Below are 14,823 nucleotides of genomic sequence, written 5' to 3'. Positions count from 1 at the left end.
CAGGAGGAAAATAAATGGAAAAGTTGATTGCCCTGATTGAAACAATGAAACCGTTTTTTGAAGCGGTTTCCAAAAATCCATATTTAAGAGCGATTCGGGATGGTTTTATCAGTTGTATACCAGTTGTTTTATTTTCAAGTTTATTTATCTTGGTTGCCTGTGTGCCGGAAATATTTGGTTTTAAATGGCCTGATAATATCAGTGCTCTGCTTTGGCAGGCTTATGGATATTCAATGGGGATTTTGGCAGTTCTAATGGTTGCTACGATTGGGAAAAGTTTAACGGATAATATCAATAATACGTTGCCGAAACTTCGTCAGATCAATTCAGTATCGGTTATGATTGTAGCAATTATTTGTTTCTTACTATTGAGTGTTGAAAGTGTAAAAGGTGGCTTATCAACCGAGTTTATGGGTACAAAAGGTTTGCTATCCGCCTTTGTTGTCGCTTTTATTGTTCCGAATATTTACAAATTTTTTGTAAAAAGAAATATTACAATCAAAATGCCAGATCAGGTGCCGCATAACATTTCACAGACATTTGCGGATCTTATTCCTTTAGCTGTATCCATTTTAGCATTTTGGGCTTTTAATATATGGTTCAAAGATGCATCAGGTATGGTATTTAGTGCCTGGATTCTGGAAGTGTTTAAACCGCTCTTCACAGCAGCGGATGGTTATACGGGTTTAGCTATTATTTATGGTGCGATGGCGATGTTCTGGTTTGTCGGGATACATGGTCCTTCTATTGTTGAACCAGCTGTAACAGCAATTTATATTGCCAATGTGGAAGCTAATTTACAGCTTTATCAAGCAGGACAGCATGCAACCTTTGCTTTAACGCATGGTACTTCCTATTTTGTTGCTACATTAGGTGGGACTGGTGCAACTTTGATGTTTACAGCAATGTGTGCTTTTATTGCAAAATCAAAACAGCTGCGCGCTGTTGGGAAAGCATCGATTGTTCCGGTAACTTTTGCAGTCAATGAGCCGATTTTGTTTGGGGCACCGATTGTACTAAATCCTGTATTATTTGTACCATTTATTTTAACCCCGATTTTAAATGTATGGTTGTTTAAATTCTTTATTGATAATTTAGGAATGAATGGGTTTTTATATATCCTCCCGTGGACTACTCCGGGAACGATCGGTTTGATTTTGGGGACAGGATTTGCTAAAATGTCATTCCTGCTCGCTCCACTTTTACTTATTCTAGATGCTATTGTTTATTACCCGTTCTTTAAAGCCTATGATGATGGGCTGGTTGTCAAAGAAGCTGCAAATGGCGGCGAAATCGTTGAAGATGAAATTGTAGCTGCACCAATGACATCATTAAAAGCAAATGTTGTGCAGGCATCTCAAGAAAAAGATCTTTCTGTTTTAGTGCTTTGTGCCAGTGGTGCGACGAGCAGCATGCTTGCAAAAGCAATTTCCAAAGGTGCAGCCAAAGAAGGCGTGCATATGGAATCTATTGCGATGGCGTATGGACAACATAAAGAAAATATCACGGATTTTGATTTGATTATTTTAGCACCACAGATGGCTTCGATGTATGACGAATTGAAACATGATTGTGATGCACAGCATGTAAAATCAGCGACTACTTCCGGCAAGGAATATGTGAACTTAACAAGAGATCCAGAGGCTGCCTTGAATTTTGCTTTAAGGTTGATTCAAGCCTAGGCTATTCTGGGATAAAAGGATGGAATGAATATGGAAGAGAAATTTGCAGAAGATTTTATCTTTGGCGGTGCAACGGCAGCTTTTCAGGTCGAAGGTGCAGCCAGCGAAGATGGCAGAGGTCCTTGTTGCTGGGATGAATACTTAAAACGCCCGGGAAGCAGGTTTAATGGCGATATGGCGAGTGATTTTTATCATAAATATAAAGATGATTTAGAATTATCACAAAAGTTTGGCATCAATGGGATACGGGTATCAATTTCTTGGAGTCGCATTATTCCGCAAGGCAAAGGGGCAGTAAATCAATTAGGTATCAATTTTTATGATAGGCTGATTGACGAATGTATTCAAAATCATGTAGAACCCTTTGTTACCTTACATCATTTTGACACACCATTGGGGCTTTTTGAAGATGGGGATTGGCTCAATCGTGAAACAATCGATCATTTTGTGGCTTATGCAAAAGTGTGCTTTGAAGAGTTTGGTGATCGTGTCGTTAAGTGGGCAACGTTCAATGAACCTTGGTCTATTGCGCAAAATGGTTATATTATTGGTAACTTCCCCCCTAATGTTCAATATGATATACCAAAAGCAGTACAGATTATGCATAATATGATGGTGGCTCATGCTAAAGTAGTTGAGCTTTACAAATCAATGAACTTAAAAGGCGAAATTGGTATTGTGCATACATTAGAAGGGAAATGTCCGATTAGCGATAAACCAGAAGATAAGAGAGCTGCTTATCTTGACGATATGCTGGCGAATCGCTTTATGCTGGATGCTTGTTTCAAAGGGAAATACGATGCAGAAACGCTTCGAACCGTTGAAGAGATTCTCACAGCGAATGATGGAAGTTTTAAAGTTTTTGATGGCGATATGGAAAGCCTTGCTGCCGCTGCGAAACATATTGATTTTCTCGGTATGAATTATTATTCAAGTCATTTTCTACAAGCGTATGATGGTGAAAGTAAAATTCATCATAATGGAACCGGTGAAAAAGGAACCAGTATTTTTGCTCTAAAAGGTATTGGAGCCAGGGTCAGTAATCCTGCTGTCGAAACTACGGACTGGGATTGGCCAATTTATCCACAGGGAATGTACGAGATGCTCATGCGTATCAAACGAGATTATCCAAATTATAAAAAAATCTATATTGCGGAAAATGGTATGGGTTATAAAGATGATTTTGAAGATGGAAAAATTGATGATACACCGCGTATTGAATATATCAAAAAACATTTTTCTTATATTCTCAAAGCGATTGCCGACGGAGTAAATGTAAAAGGGTACTATGTATGGTCGCTTATGGATGTTTTGTCTTGGTCCAATGGTTATAACAAACGGTACGGATTATTTTATGTTGATTTTAAGACACAGGAACGATATCCCAAAAAGAGTGCGTATTGGTTTAAGAAAGTTGCAGAAACAAAACATTTAGTGAGTGTTGATTCACTGGAATAAGGGAGTGTCGAAGGATGTTATTATCAAGTCGGGAAATGTTATTGAAAGCACAACGGGATGGATATGCGGTACCAGCCTTTAATATTCACAATATGGAAACTTTGCAGGTTGTAGTAGAGACGACAGAGGCTATGGGATCGCCGGTTATTATTGCTGGTACGCCATCTACGGTTGAAAGTTATGCGGGTTCGGTTTATATAGAAGCGATGGCTCAAGCAGCAGCGGCCAATTGCCATGTTCCAATTGCTATACATATGGATCATTTTGAAGATCCGGATGTTATTAAGAAAAATATTTTAATTGGTTTTAAATCTTGTATGATTGATGCATCCAAGCATGTGTTTAAAGAAAATATTGCTATTGTGAAAGATATTGTGGAGTATGCACATCGTTATGATGCTGTAGTGGAAGCGGAGCTTGGTGTCCTCGGCGGGCAGGAAGATAATATTAATGTAAGTGAAAAAGATGCAATGTATACGAATCCAGCTGATGCGGTTGAGTTTGTTACAGCTACGGGCATCGATTCTCTGGCAGTTGCAATCGGCACGGCACATGGTCTATATAAAGGGGAACCGAAACTGGACTTTGATCGCTTGAAAGAGATTCGGGCAATTGTGGATATTCCATTAGTTCTTCATGGGGCTTCTGATGTGCCGGATCATTTGGTACAAAAAGCGATCTCCATGGGGATTTGTAAAGTGAATGTTGCAACCGATCTAAAAATTCCATTTGCGAATGCGGTGAAAGCATTTTTTGTCGAAAATCCAGATGCCAGTGATCCTCGTAAGTATATGACACCAGGTAAAGTGGCTATGGAAGCTGTAGTGAGACATAAAATTACAGTTTGCGGCAGTGCCAATCGTTACTGATTCTAAAGAAATAGTCAGTTGATTATTTTTAGGAAAATGATTCAAAAAGCGCAGGACTAAAAGGTCTGCGCTTTTTGTTTGAAAAGATCGCAGTGTAAATGGAAAGGGAGCGAATAAAGTTATGATTTTAGCAGTCAATTTAAATGCATCGGTAGATAAAAGATATGAGTTGGATGAAATCAAAACGGGTTGTGTTATGCGGGCGCGTTCTGTAGAAAATACGGCTGGCGGCAAAGGAATTCATGTGGCAAATGTTGCTACGATCTTAGGCGATGAATGTTTGGTAACGGGTTTTTTAGGCGGGAAAAGCGGCGAATTTATTGAAGCTAAATTACAAGAGCGTGGCATAAAACAAGATTTTGTCAAGATTCAAGGGCATACGCGCGAGTGTTTAGCTTTTATTACAGCTGACAAAGTACAAACGGAAATATTAGAACCGGGACCGGAAGTTACCCGGAAAGAACAAGAAATCTTTCTAGACCAATATAAAGATTTGTTGGAAGGCGCTGATTTGGTCGCTGCATCCGGTAGTCTGCCTCGTAATACAGTACCCGATTTTTATCGTAAATTAATTGATTTAAGTCATCAAGCAGGCAAACGCTTTTTACTGGATGCAAGTGGTAAGTTCTTGCAGGAAGGAATTAAGTCCGTGCCATTTTTTATCAAACCCAATCAAACAGAGGTGGAAGCCTTAACGGGACGGGCAATTAAGACGCCGACGGATGCTGTACGCGAAATCAAGCTGTTTCAAAAAGCTGGTATAACTTTCGTTGTGATTTCCTTTGGCTCGCAGGGCTCTGTAGCAGGTTATGAAAATCACTTTTATCATGTAACGTTTCCTAGTGTTAATGCCGTTAATCCTGTCGGGTCGGGGGATGCTTATGTGGCGGGCGTTGCAGTTGGACTCGCTCGTAATTACGAGATAAAAGAACTTTTAAAATTTGCTTCGGCGTGTGGAACAGCAAATGCGATGGAAAAAGAAAGCGGGTTTGTCAATTTGTCGACCGTAAATACATTGAAACAATTGGTACAGGTGCAGGAACTATCGTAACGAAGAATGCATGAAGTTAAAATAATATACAAATTGGTTGACAATGTAATTGTCGTGTGATATGATATATGAATAAGTTCTGAGTGATGACTAAGCGATCTTTCCTTAAAACTTGTCAGAGTTGCCATTGTTTTAAAGAAAAGTTGTAGAGTATTATTTGGATATAATTGTTAGCTGATCAGAGACTGATAGCAAAAGATATTCAGGAGAATAGCTCCAGATGTCTTTTGCATTTTTATTTTATAGGAGGAGGCTTATTATGATGAAAGAAAAAACATATATATGGATTGCATCCATTTTATTTATGCTTAGCTTTTTAGCGGCATATCATTCTGATAATCAAAGAGCCAAATCAGTTCATGCAGAATATCAAAGTACTGATTCGGCGAAGGGTTTATCGGATTCCGGGCTATTATTAGCAAAAAAGTAAAAACGAAATTATTTGTTGTCAATCAATAAATAAATAAACCAAAAATTTATGTAATGTATTATAGATCGTATCCCTTTAGTTTAAAAATATGAATGAAGGTGCATCATGGTAGAAGAGATACATTTAATCAGCTAACAAACATGTAGAAGTGACTCGTAAAGAGAGCTTGTACCTTATTATGAAAAACGGCTTATTCAAAAGTTTAAATATAAACGAATGAATAAGCCGTTTTTAGATTCAGTTTTATAATGAAAAAAGAAAGACCATTTGCTTTGTATTATATAATGAAGGAAACTGTTTGTTTTAAATCAAATGACTTGCTTTTAAAACAGCTTTGATGCTGTCAGCACTGGCATGAAGATTTTTTAGCTCTTTATCACTTAAGTGGATGGCGAGACGTTTCTGCACACCATTTTCCGTAATGAGGCTCGGCAGACTGAGTGCAACATCGGTTAAGCCATATTCACCCTGCAGCGGTGTAGAGACAGGCGTTATACAGTGTTCATTAAATAGGACAGCTTTGGCAAGTCGACAGGCTCCCATGGCAATGCCAGTATTGGTCCAGCCTTTCGACATCAGCACATCATAGGCTGTCTGGACAACGTCGGCAGCAAGCTTATCTTTATCAAGCGGTTTTTTTGTTTCGAAATAAGAATCTAGCTGATCAACGGGAATGCCGCCAATATTTACCATGCTCCAGGCAGGAAAAGCAGAATTACCATGTTCGCCCAGCATGTAACCTTGGACATCTTTTGCATCTACATTATAATGATCGGCAAGGATTCGTTTGAAACGAAGTGTTTCAAGTGTTGTGCCGGTACCAAATAGTTTGCCCGCAGGATAATCGAATTTCGTTGCGGCCAGATAAGTGGTCACATCAAGTGGGTTTGTTATCATGATGAAGATGGCATCTCTTGTATAACGAGTGACTTCTGCCATGATGTCGCCAATCACTTTAACGTTGCGTTCAGCTAAGATTAATCGGTCCAGTTTTTCACCGGGAATGATGCTTGGTCCGCCAGAACAGATGATGATGCTGGCATCTTTGCATTCTTCGAAACCACCGGAATAGACTTTAATGCCGGGAAGATATGTACAGGGCGTGGAATGGCTGGCATCTAATGCTTCGCCATGGGCTTTTTTTTCGTCCGTATCGATACAGACGATTTCTGGTGCTAATTGACACGCAATGGCACGAGCGAGTACGGCTGAACCAACGTGGCCTAAGCCGATGATGGCTATTTTATTTTTTTTGATCATACGAAAACCTCCTAAAATTAAAAGCCAGAATAACGTAATCGTCATCCTGGCTCAGCAAGAACGGAAAATCTTTACCTATGAAAGATTCCTGACTTGAAATTTAGTTTACAGCATTACAAAAATAATGTCAATGAAAGTGCAATGGAAAGCAAAGCTGTATATATTTTTCTTTCATTTATAATAAAAAATGAGACCCAATGATCTCATTGTGAAGACAAAATAAATATAAACTTAAAACATTTTTTTAAATAAAGGTGCAAGAACTTTAAGAGACTGGTCGAATGATGTGATTTCGGTGTTGCTCAATAGATTGATTCTTTTTTCAAACAGCATTTTTGTTACAGAATCTTGTACACTTAAAAGTTTTATGCCTTTTTCGGTCAATGTAACATTTGTACAGCGGCGGTCTCGTGCGTCCGTATGGCGTTCAACATAGCCATTCTTTGACAGCTTATCGATAATAGGGGTCATCTGTTGTTTGGAAATAGCTAATTGTTCACTTAGGGTTGTAATCGTAAGTGTTCCATGATCCGATAAAGATACTAATGTCATAAAGTGATTTGCGGGAACAGGAAATGTCATTTGATGGAAAAAATTTTTATGGAAGGTGAATAGAAAATCAATAAACTCATCAGAAAGCTGTTTACGGTTTACTACGGGTTTCATAAAAACATAACGACTCCTTTCTAATAAAATAATCGACTTTAAAAATATAGTTGGATAAACAATAAAAAATCGAAAAATGAATAAAAAACAATTGTTTTAAAAAGAAAAAAATAGTGGATTTGAACGGCGGGATACCTTGACTTTTATATGAATATACTATACTATAATATTCATCAATAGTAAACATTTATTTACTATCTGTAAGTGTGTACTATGTATATATCTATTAATTTAAAAATTAAAATTTGCGTTCAGTCACATTCACAGGGAATGTGATTATTGTGGGTTTTAATAGGGGAGGTAAGAACTATTTTGTTTTCAGTGAAAAGCATGAAGACGTACTGCTTAGCTTTATTAGCTGTACTCGCAATGTTAGTTGTTTCAGGCTGCGGAGCAGCAAATACTGCAAAAACGGGTGGAGCAACACCAGTTAAAGCAATGAAAGCTATTCAGAAAGATACACCGCTTAGCTATGAATATGCCGGGCAGGTAAAAGGCAAAAATGAAGTAAAAGTTCAACCGAAAGTTTCTGGTACGATTGTCGAAAAATATGTTTCAGGTGGTCAATATGTACATGCGGGACAGCCTTTGTACAAAATTGATTCACGTCAGTATGAAAGTGCCTTGCTTTCAGCACAGGCCACTCTGGCACAATCGGAAGCAACTTTAAATAACTCGCAGATTGATTTAAAGCGATATCAAGAGTTGCTTGCTTCCGATTCGATTGATGAACAGACTGCCACGACACAAGCATCAACAGTTCGTCAAAATACAGCGGCAGCTGATGCAAATCGTGCACTTGTACAAAAAGCACAGGAAAATCTCGATGATACACTTGTAGTTGCGCCAATGGATGGGCGGCTTGATGTTAATGATGTGGCAATTGGTACCTATGCATCAGCTGGTTCAACAACGCTGGTTACCGTGGGGTCGATAAATCCTGTATATGTACAGTTTAGTATTAGTGAAAATGAGTACTTGAAGTTCATGCAGAATAATACGAATAATGCTGTAAGTGGTGGTCCGGGAGCCAGTGTAACGATTACGTTAAGTAATGGTACAAATTATCCTGTTCCAGGTAAAATTGAACAATTGGATCGTTCTTTATCGACTAATACAGGCGCATTAACTGTGAAAGCAGCTTTTGATAATCCTGATAACATTTTATTACCGGGCATGTTTGCTCGTGTGAAGGTTAGCGGTGAAGTAGTGCCAAATGCAATTCTCGTTCCCCAGCGTGCAGTTCAGCAATTACTGGATAAATCTTTTGTCACGGTCGTTGGTGCGGATAATAAATCTGAATCACGTGCTGTAACACTTGGTGAAAAAGTTGGTGGTTTTTGGATTATTAAAGATGGCTTGACAGCAGATGATACCGTTGTCGTTGAAGGTTTGACAAAACTTCAGGCCGGTATGGATCTGGATGTGACAATGGTAACTCCGGAAGAGTTGAATTTGTCCATGAATTCCTAGGAGGTGCTATATTTTGTCAAGATTTTTTATTGAACGACCGATTTTTGCGATTGTTCTTGCAATTATGATCGTTATTATCGGGACGATTTCTGGTGTGAGTCTGCCAATTGCGCAGTATCCTCAGATATCACCACCGACAATTAGTGTTTCTACAACTTATACTGGTGCAAATGCCAGCGTTGTGAATCAGACTGTTGCTCAGGTTATTGAACAGCAGGTTAATGGTACCGATGGTATGGATTATATGAGTTCCAATACTGATGATACCGGTAGATATAGTTTAAGTGTTGTATTTAAATTAGGTACAGATGGCGACATGGATTCTGTAAAGGTACAGAATAATGTTGCTATAGCGAATGCAAGTTTACCATCAGATGTTCAGACTGTTGGTGTCACAACGAAAAAAGCCTCGGCTGATATGGCTTTGATGGTATCGTTATATTCACCAAATAGTACGTATAACAGTGTCTTTATGAAAAATTATGCAGATATTTATTTGATTGATAAAATCAAACGTGTAAAAGGTGTCGGTGATGTTAATATTTTCGGCTCGGATTATTCGATGCGCGTTTGGCTCAATCCTGATAAACTTGCTGAACTTGGGCTTACGGTTGCCGATATAACGTCAGCTGTTAAAGAGCAGAATGTGCAAGCCCCGGCTGGTACGATCGGGCAGATGCCTGCACCGAAAAATCAGGAATTTCAATATACAGGTAAAGTTCAGGGCCGTTTAACGACGGTTGAAGACTTTGAAAATGTTATTATTAAAGCGGAATCCAATGGTTCGTTTGTCCGTCTCAAAGATATTGCCCGCGTCGAAACTGGCGGGAAAACGAATAATGTTGTGGCGAAGGCCAACGGACAACCGGCTGTTGCATTTGGTGTACAGCTGACAAATGATGCCAATGCAATGCAAACGGTTAGTGCCGTACAGAAAGTAATTAAAGATGCAGCTGTTGATTTCCCACCGGATCTCGAATATCAGGAAGTCGTTGATAATACCCAGTATATTCGCGAATCCATTAAAGAAGTTCTCACAACATTTGCGGAAGCGATGCTTCTGGTAGTGCTCATTGTATTTTTGTTCTTACAAAGCTGGCGAGCCACGCTCATCCCGATGTTGGCAATCCCGGTATCCTTAATTGGTACGTTTGGTGCATTTGTGGTACTGGGCTTTTCAATTAATACATTGACGCTGTTTGCACTGGTGCTGGCGATTGGTTTAGTTGTCGATGACGCGATTGTGGTTATCGAAAATGTTGAACATCATATGCGTTACAGCGGACTTGATCCAAAAGAGGCAACAAAACGGGCAATGGATGAAGTATCTGGTCCGGTTGTGGCGATTGCGTTCGTACTCGCAGCCGTTTTTGTGCCAGTTGCGTTCCTTGGTGGTATCATGGGGGTACTTTACAAGCAGTTTGCGTTGACAATTGCTATTTCAATGGCCTTATCAGCCTTTGTGGCATTGACACTGACGCCGGCACTTTGTGCCATGCTTTTGAAACCGCATGATCCGAATGCCCATAAAGGGATCTTAGGACGTTTCTTTGATAAATTTAATGATTGGTTCGATCGTACCAATAAAGGCTATGTTGGTGCAGTAACTGCTTTGATTGGTAAAGCAAAATATTGTGCTATTTTATTGCTGATTATTGTGGGTCTTACAGCCTTTCTTTATAAAGTGTTGCCTTCGACTTTTGTGCCGGATGAAGATCAGGGATTTTTCCTGACGTCAGTATCAATGCCAGAAGGAACATCTTTAAATCGCACACAGGATGTAATGGATCATCTGGCGGATGATATAAAGAAAAATCCTGGGGTTAAAAATGTAATGGCTATTACAGGTTATGACATTTTATCCAGTGCAGCAAAATCTAATGGAGGGGTTATGTTTATTGGGCTTGAACCTTGGAGCCAGCGAACTTCTGCTGAAACACAAATCAATGCACAAGTAGGCCGTGTTTTTGGACAGGGCGCCATGGGATATCCCCAAGCATCCGTTGTTGCCTTCAATATGCCATCGCTTCCGGGGCTTGGCATGGTCGGTGGTTTTACGATGCAGCTACAGGATATGTCGGGACATACCGATGAAGAACTAAATACGATTACGCAGAATCTTGTCAAAGCGGCAAATCAACGGCCTGAAGTAAAGGGCGTGTATTCTACGTATAAAATTAATTCACCAGGGTATGAATTTGACATTGACCGTGAAAAGGTTAAAAACCTTGGAGTAGATATTTCTGATGTGTTTACTGCTCTGCAGGTTAATTTTGGGGGAACACAAGTCAATGATTTCAACCAGTTTGGTCGTACCTATAAAGTCGTGCTTCAGGCTGATACAAAGTATCGTAATGAAGCAGATACGGCGAAATTCATTTTTGTTAAGAGCTCATCAGGAACCATGGTTCCACTTGATACACTTTTGAAACCAAAACTTGAAACGGCACCATCGATTATTTCTCGTTTTAATGCTGCCCGCAGTATTACAATTCAGGGGAATGTTGGTGATGGTTATAGTTCTGGACAGGCTATTACAGTAATGGAAGAAATCGCCAAACAACAACTTCCAACTGGCTTTAATATTGAATGGTCAGGCCAAAGTCGTGAAGAAAAAAATTCGAGTGATGCAACGATGCAGGTATTAGCACTTGCTTTGATTTTCGTATTCTTATGTCTGGCAGCACTTTACGAAAGCTGGAGTGTGCCATACGCTGTATTACTCACAGTACCGACCGGTGTTTTTGGAGCATTACTGTCTGAATATGTTATGAATCTGCAAAATAGTGTGTACATGCAAATCGGTGTCATTATGATTATCGGGTTGGCGGCGAAAAATGCAATTTTGATTGTTGAATTTGCTAAAGTTAGAGTGGATAAAGGAATGGAACCGGTTAAAGCAGCAATTGAAGCTGCCGGACTTCGTCTTCGTCCGATTATCATGACATCGCTTGCGTTCATCATCGGTTGTTTACCACTTGCTATTGCAACAGGTGCTGGTGCTGGTGCACGTAATTCAATGGGGGTTGCAGTTGTTGGTGGTATGGTTTTTGCCACAGCATTTGGTGTATTCCTCATTCCGGTTCTTTTTGTTGTAGTTGAAAAAATTACAGAAAAAATTTCACCGACCAAGAAAAAAGAAAAGGCATCGCCAACAGAATATATGTAAGGCTGATGTGTTTATGAGGGGCTGCCGAAAGGCAGTCCCTTTTTTATAAAATTGATAAAAAATGCAGCTTCAAGCCCTTTTCAAAGATTGACAATGTATTATATAATAGTAAAGATAAAGCCAATCATTTGGTTCATGGTACAGGTAATATGGTATTAAAAAATAAGATCTTTACGAAGAGGAGTGTTTATTAATGAAAAAATACAATCAAGTATGGATTCGCCAGATGCTTTTTGTTTGTTGTGCAGTGCTTGTGGGGACGCTTAGTTTTCCATCACTGACGCATGCGGCGGATACATATAAGTATACGAGTGAAAAATATGGCTATACAATTGAATGCCCACAAAAACCGGTAGGGGTTATTCCTCTTAGTGCAGTCTCTTCCGAAGAAAATGGAGACGTTCTTATTTTTGAGAATGACGGCTACAATATAAAAAAAGCCTGGATTATTTCAGTTGATGCCTTTAAAGATGCAGATGTGCCGGATTTAGATAAAATTTCTGATGCAGACAGAGATCTTTTGTTTAAAAAATTATTAAGTAGTGGTTATGAATATGCAAAACTTGTTCCAATTGATGGGAAAAACGCTTTGTATACAGCTACGGCGGGAACGGATAAACAAATAAAAACGTATATTCGTGGTACCAATAATCGTTATGCGGCAGTTTTAGTTGAACATCCTGATCTGACAAAAAAATCAATTGATGCTTATCAAAAAGGCCTTATCTCATTCCGTGAAGTTGAAAACGGGACTAAATAATAAAGAACAAATTCAAATAATAAAAAAGACAGTCATTTTATATGATTGTCTTTTTTTATGCATAAAAATCATAGAAACTTCTTGCTACTCGTATCTTCTGGAATTATAATAGATAGGTAAATGAAAAAATTCACGCAATTCAGATGTTTTTTTGTTTAGTATGGTTTCAGAATACAAAATGAAGTTTGTGGGGGATAAGGCATGAAGTCAATTAAAACGCAGATGGTAGTTATTTTGAATTGTATCAGTATTATTTCAATCTTATTGGTGGGAAGTTTTGCTAGCTATGATCTATTTAGCGAAAATGAACAGCAGATTGCACAATATCGGGCCAATTTGCAGGATAGTGTAGATCATGAAATGCGTACCCAGGTCGAGATGGCTGTGAGTTTTATAAACAAAACTTATAAAGAGCAGCAAGCGGGAAGTTTGACACCAGACCAAGCTAAACTTTTAGCGGCAGACTATGTGCGTGATTTACGGTTTGGTGATGGTAATTATTTTTATATTGATACGGAACAGGGTGTCAATGTTGTTTTGATGGGACGGGACGCAGAAGGTAAATCGAGAATTGATGCGAAAGATCCAAATGGAAAACTTTACATAAAAGAAATTATTGCCAATGGACAAAAAGAAGGCGGCGGTTATACCGATTTATTATTTGCTAAACCGGGGGATACAAATCCACTGCCTAAAAGAAATTATTCATTAGCCTTTAAGCCTTATGGCTGGGTTGTTGGAACAGGAACCTGGATTGATTACATTGATACCAAGGTTGCTGAACAGCAGAAAATTGCCGATGGGAATTTACATGCAAGCTTATTGCGGATGCTTTTGTGTATGCTTCTTATACAAATTGTACTTATGTTTGTCGCTACCTATATCGGAAAACGTTTTGCAGCACCAATCATAGATACTACTGAACAGCTAAATCGTTTTGCTCAGGGGGACTTTTCACATAGTGGACACATGGTATTGAATGATCGGACTGATGAGCTGGGACAGATGTCTAAAGCACTAGGTATTGTTCATAAAAATATGAATGAACTCATTAAAAAGATTGCCGGCTCTGTTGACTATGTGGCATCATCTTCGGAAGAACTTACAGCTCATGCCGATCAATCCGCTCAAGTGAGTGGTCAGACTGCCACATCAATGATTCATGTTGCGGAAGCGAGCAGTAAGCAAGTTGACCTAGTCAAAAGTGCAGCTGAACACGTTGAAACGATGTCGATCAGTATGGAAGAAATTTCAATGCATGTCGTTGAATCAGGAGAACAAATTGAGTCAGCTACGGGGGCAGCTCAAGGCGGTAGTGATGCTGTAGAACGTGCAATAGCGCAGATGGCATTGATTGAAAGCACGGTGAATAATTCAGCCGTGGTTGTATCGAAACTGGGTACACAATCGAAAGAAATCGGTACGATTGTTGATACGATTGCTGGTATTGCTGGACAGACGAACTTATTGGCGCTCAATGCAGCGATTGAAGCAGCGCGTGCTGGTGAACAGGGGCGCGGCTTTGCGGTTGTTGCAGAAGAGGTGCGGAAACTTGCTGAACAATCGAGTGCATCGGCTAAACAGATTGCGGAACTTATCGGACCAATCCAGATTGATACAGCCCATGCGGTTGCAACAATGGAAGAAGGTACCAAGCAAGTACGGATTGGTACGGAAGTTGTAACGAATGCTGGAGATTCATTTAAGCAAATTGCAGTATTAGTGGAAGGTATTTCCAATAAATCGAATCAAATGGCTGAAGTCATTACAACGATGGCTTTAGGGACAAATGATATTGTTATGGCTGTACAAGAAATTGATACTATGAGTAAAAATGTTGCAGCAGAAGCACAAACGGTTTCCGCTTCGACCCAAGAACAAACGGCATCTATGCATGAAATTGCCGATGCGAGTCAGGCTTTAGCTCAAATGGCACAGGATTTGCAGGAAGCAATCGTCAAGTTTAAAGTGTAATATTTTTAATTTTCCTGTCACGGACTGAACT

11 protein-coding genes are annotated in these 14,823 nt (G+C 39.4%); 9 read left to right on the top strand and 2 right to left on the bottom strand.

Annotated features, from left to right (window positions below; all coding sequences use genetic code 11):
* Positions 1 to 14 precede the first annotated feature (14 nt).
* The 5 genes from F606_RS0103165 to F606_RS23090 all read left to right on the top strand — a co-directional run bounded on the left by F606_RS0103165 (position 15) and on the right by F606_RS23090 (position 5,490).
* Entirely contained in the window at positions 15 to 1,682 is a 1,668-nt protein-coding gene (locus F606_RS0103165; RefSeq protein ID WP_019552420.1) for a PTS transporter subunit EIIC, read from the top strand.
* Positions 1,683 to 1,712: 30 nt separating this feature from the next.
* Complete coding sequence (lacG, locus tag F606_RS0103160; RefSeq protein ID WP_019552419.1) at positions 1,713 to 3,140, top strand: 6-phospho-beta-galactosidase; 1,428 nt, start codon at positions 1,713 to 1,715, stop codon at positions 3,138 to 3,140.
* Positions 3,141 to 3,154: 14 nt separating this feature from the next.
* The gene (locus F606_RS0103155; RefSeq protein ID WP_019552418.1) at positions 3,155 to 4,009 is read left to right on the top strand and encodes a tagatose bisphosphate family class II aldolase; all 855 of its coding nucleotides are present in this window, start codon (positions 3,155 to 3,157) and stop codon (positions 4,007 to 4,009) included.
* A gap of 121 nt (positions 4,010 to 4,130) precedes the next feature.
* Entirely contained in the window at positions 4,131 to 5,060 is a 930-nt protein-coding gene (locus F606_RS0103150; protein WP_019552417.1) for a 1-phosphofructokinase family hexose kinase, read from the top strand.
* Between the two features lie 259 nt (positions 5,061 to 5,319).
* On the top strand, positions 5,320 to 5,490 hold the full coding sequence (locus F606_RS23090; RefSeq protein ID WP_019552416.1) for a hypothetical protein: 171 nt from the start codon (positions 5,320 to 5,322) through the stop codon (positions 5,488 to 5,490).
* Positions 5,491 to 5,793: 303 nt separating this feature from the next.
* Here F606_RS23090 and F606_RS0103140 read toward each other — a convergent pair whose 3' ends face one another.
* On the bottom strand, positions 5,794 to 6,750 hold the full coding sequence (locus tag F606_RS0103140; RefSeq protein ID WP_019552415.1) for an L-lactate dehydrogenase: 957 nt from the start codon (positions 6,748 to 6,750) through the stop codon (positions 5,794 to 5,796).
* A gap of 231 nt (positions 6,751 to 6,981) precedes the next feature.
* Complete coding sequence (locus F606_RS22145; protein WP_019552414.1) at positions 6,982 to 7,416, bottom strand: MarR family winged helix-turn-helix transcriptional regulator; 435 nt, start codon at positions 7,414 to 7,416, stop codon at positions 6,982 to 6,984.
* 312 nt (positions 7,417 to 7,728) lie between these two features.
* Here F606_RS22145 and F606_RS0103130 point away from each other — a divergent pair, with 312 nt between their 5' ends.
* The 4 genes from F606_RS0103130 (at position 7,729) to F606_RS0103115 (ending at position 14,792) form a co-directional block, all read left to right on the top strand.
* Positions 7,729 to 8,889 (top strand): efflux RND transporter periplasmic adaptor subunit, encoded by a 1,161-nt coding sequence (locus F606_RS0103130; RefSeq protein WP_019552413.1) that lies wholly within the window; start codon positions 7,729 to 7,731, stop codon positions 8,887 to 8,889.
* A gap of 13 nt (positions 8,890 to 8,902) precedes the next feature.
* A complete protein-coding gene (locus tag F606_RS0103125; RefSeq protein WP_019552412.1) occupies positions 8,903 to 12,058 on the top strand; it encodes an efflux RND transporter permease subunit in 3,156 nt (1,051 codons plus the stop codon).
* Between the two features lie 193 nt (positions 12,059 to 12,251).
* On the top strand, positions 12,252 to 12,818 hold the full coding sequence (locus tag F606_RS0103120) for a hypothetical protein (protein WP_019552411.1): 567 nt from the start codon (positions 12,252 to 12,254) through the stop codon (positions 12,816 to 12,818).
* Positions 12,819 to 13,019: 201 nt separating this feature from the next.
* A complete protein-coding gene (locus F606_RS0103115; protein ID WP_019552410.1) occupies positions 13,020 to 14,792 on the top strand; it encodes a methyl-accepting chemotaxis protein in 1,773 nt (590 codons plus the stop codon).
* Positions 14,793 to 14,823 lie beyond the last annotated feature (31 nt).

Source organism: Propionispira raffinosivorans DSM 20765 (assembly GCF_000381065.1).
GTDB classification, from domain to species: Bacteria; Bacillota; Negativicutes; order Selenomonadales; family Selenomonadaceae; genus Propionispira; species Propionispira raffinosivorans.
This window is presented reverse-complemented; position numbering and strand designations above follow the sequence as displayed.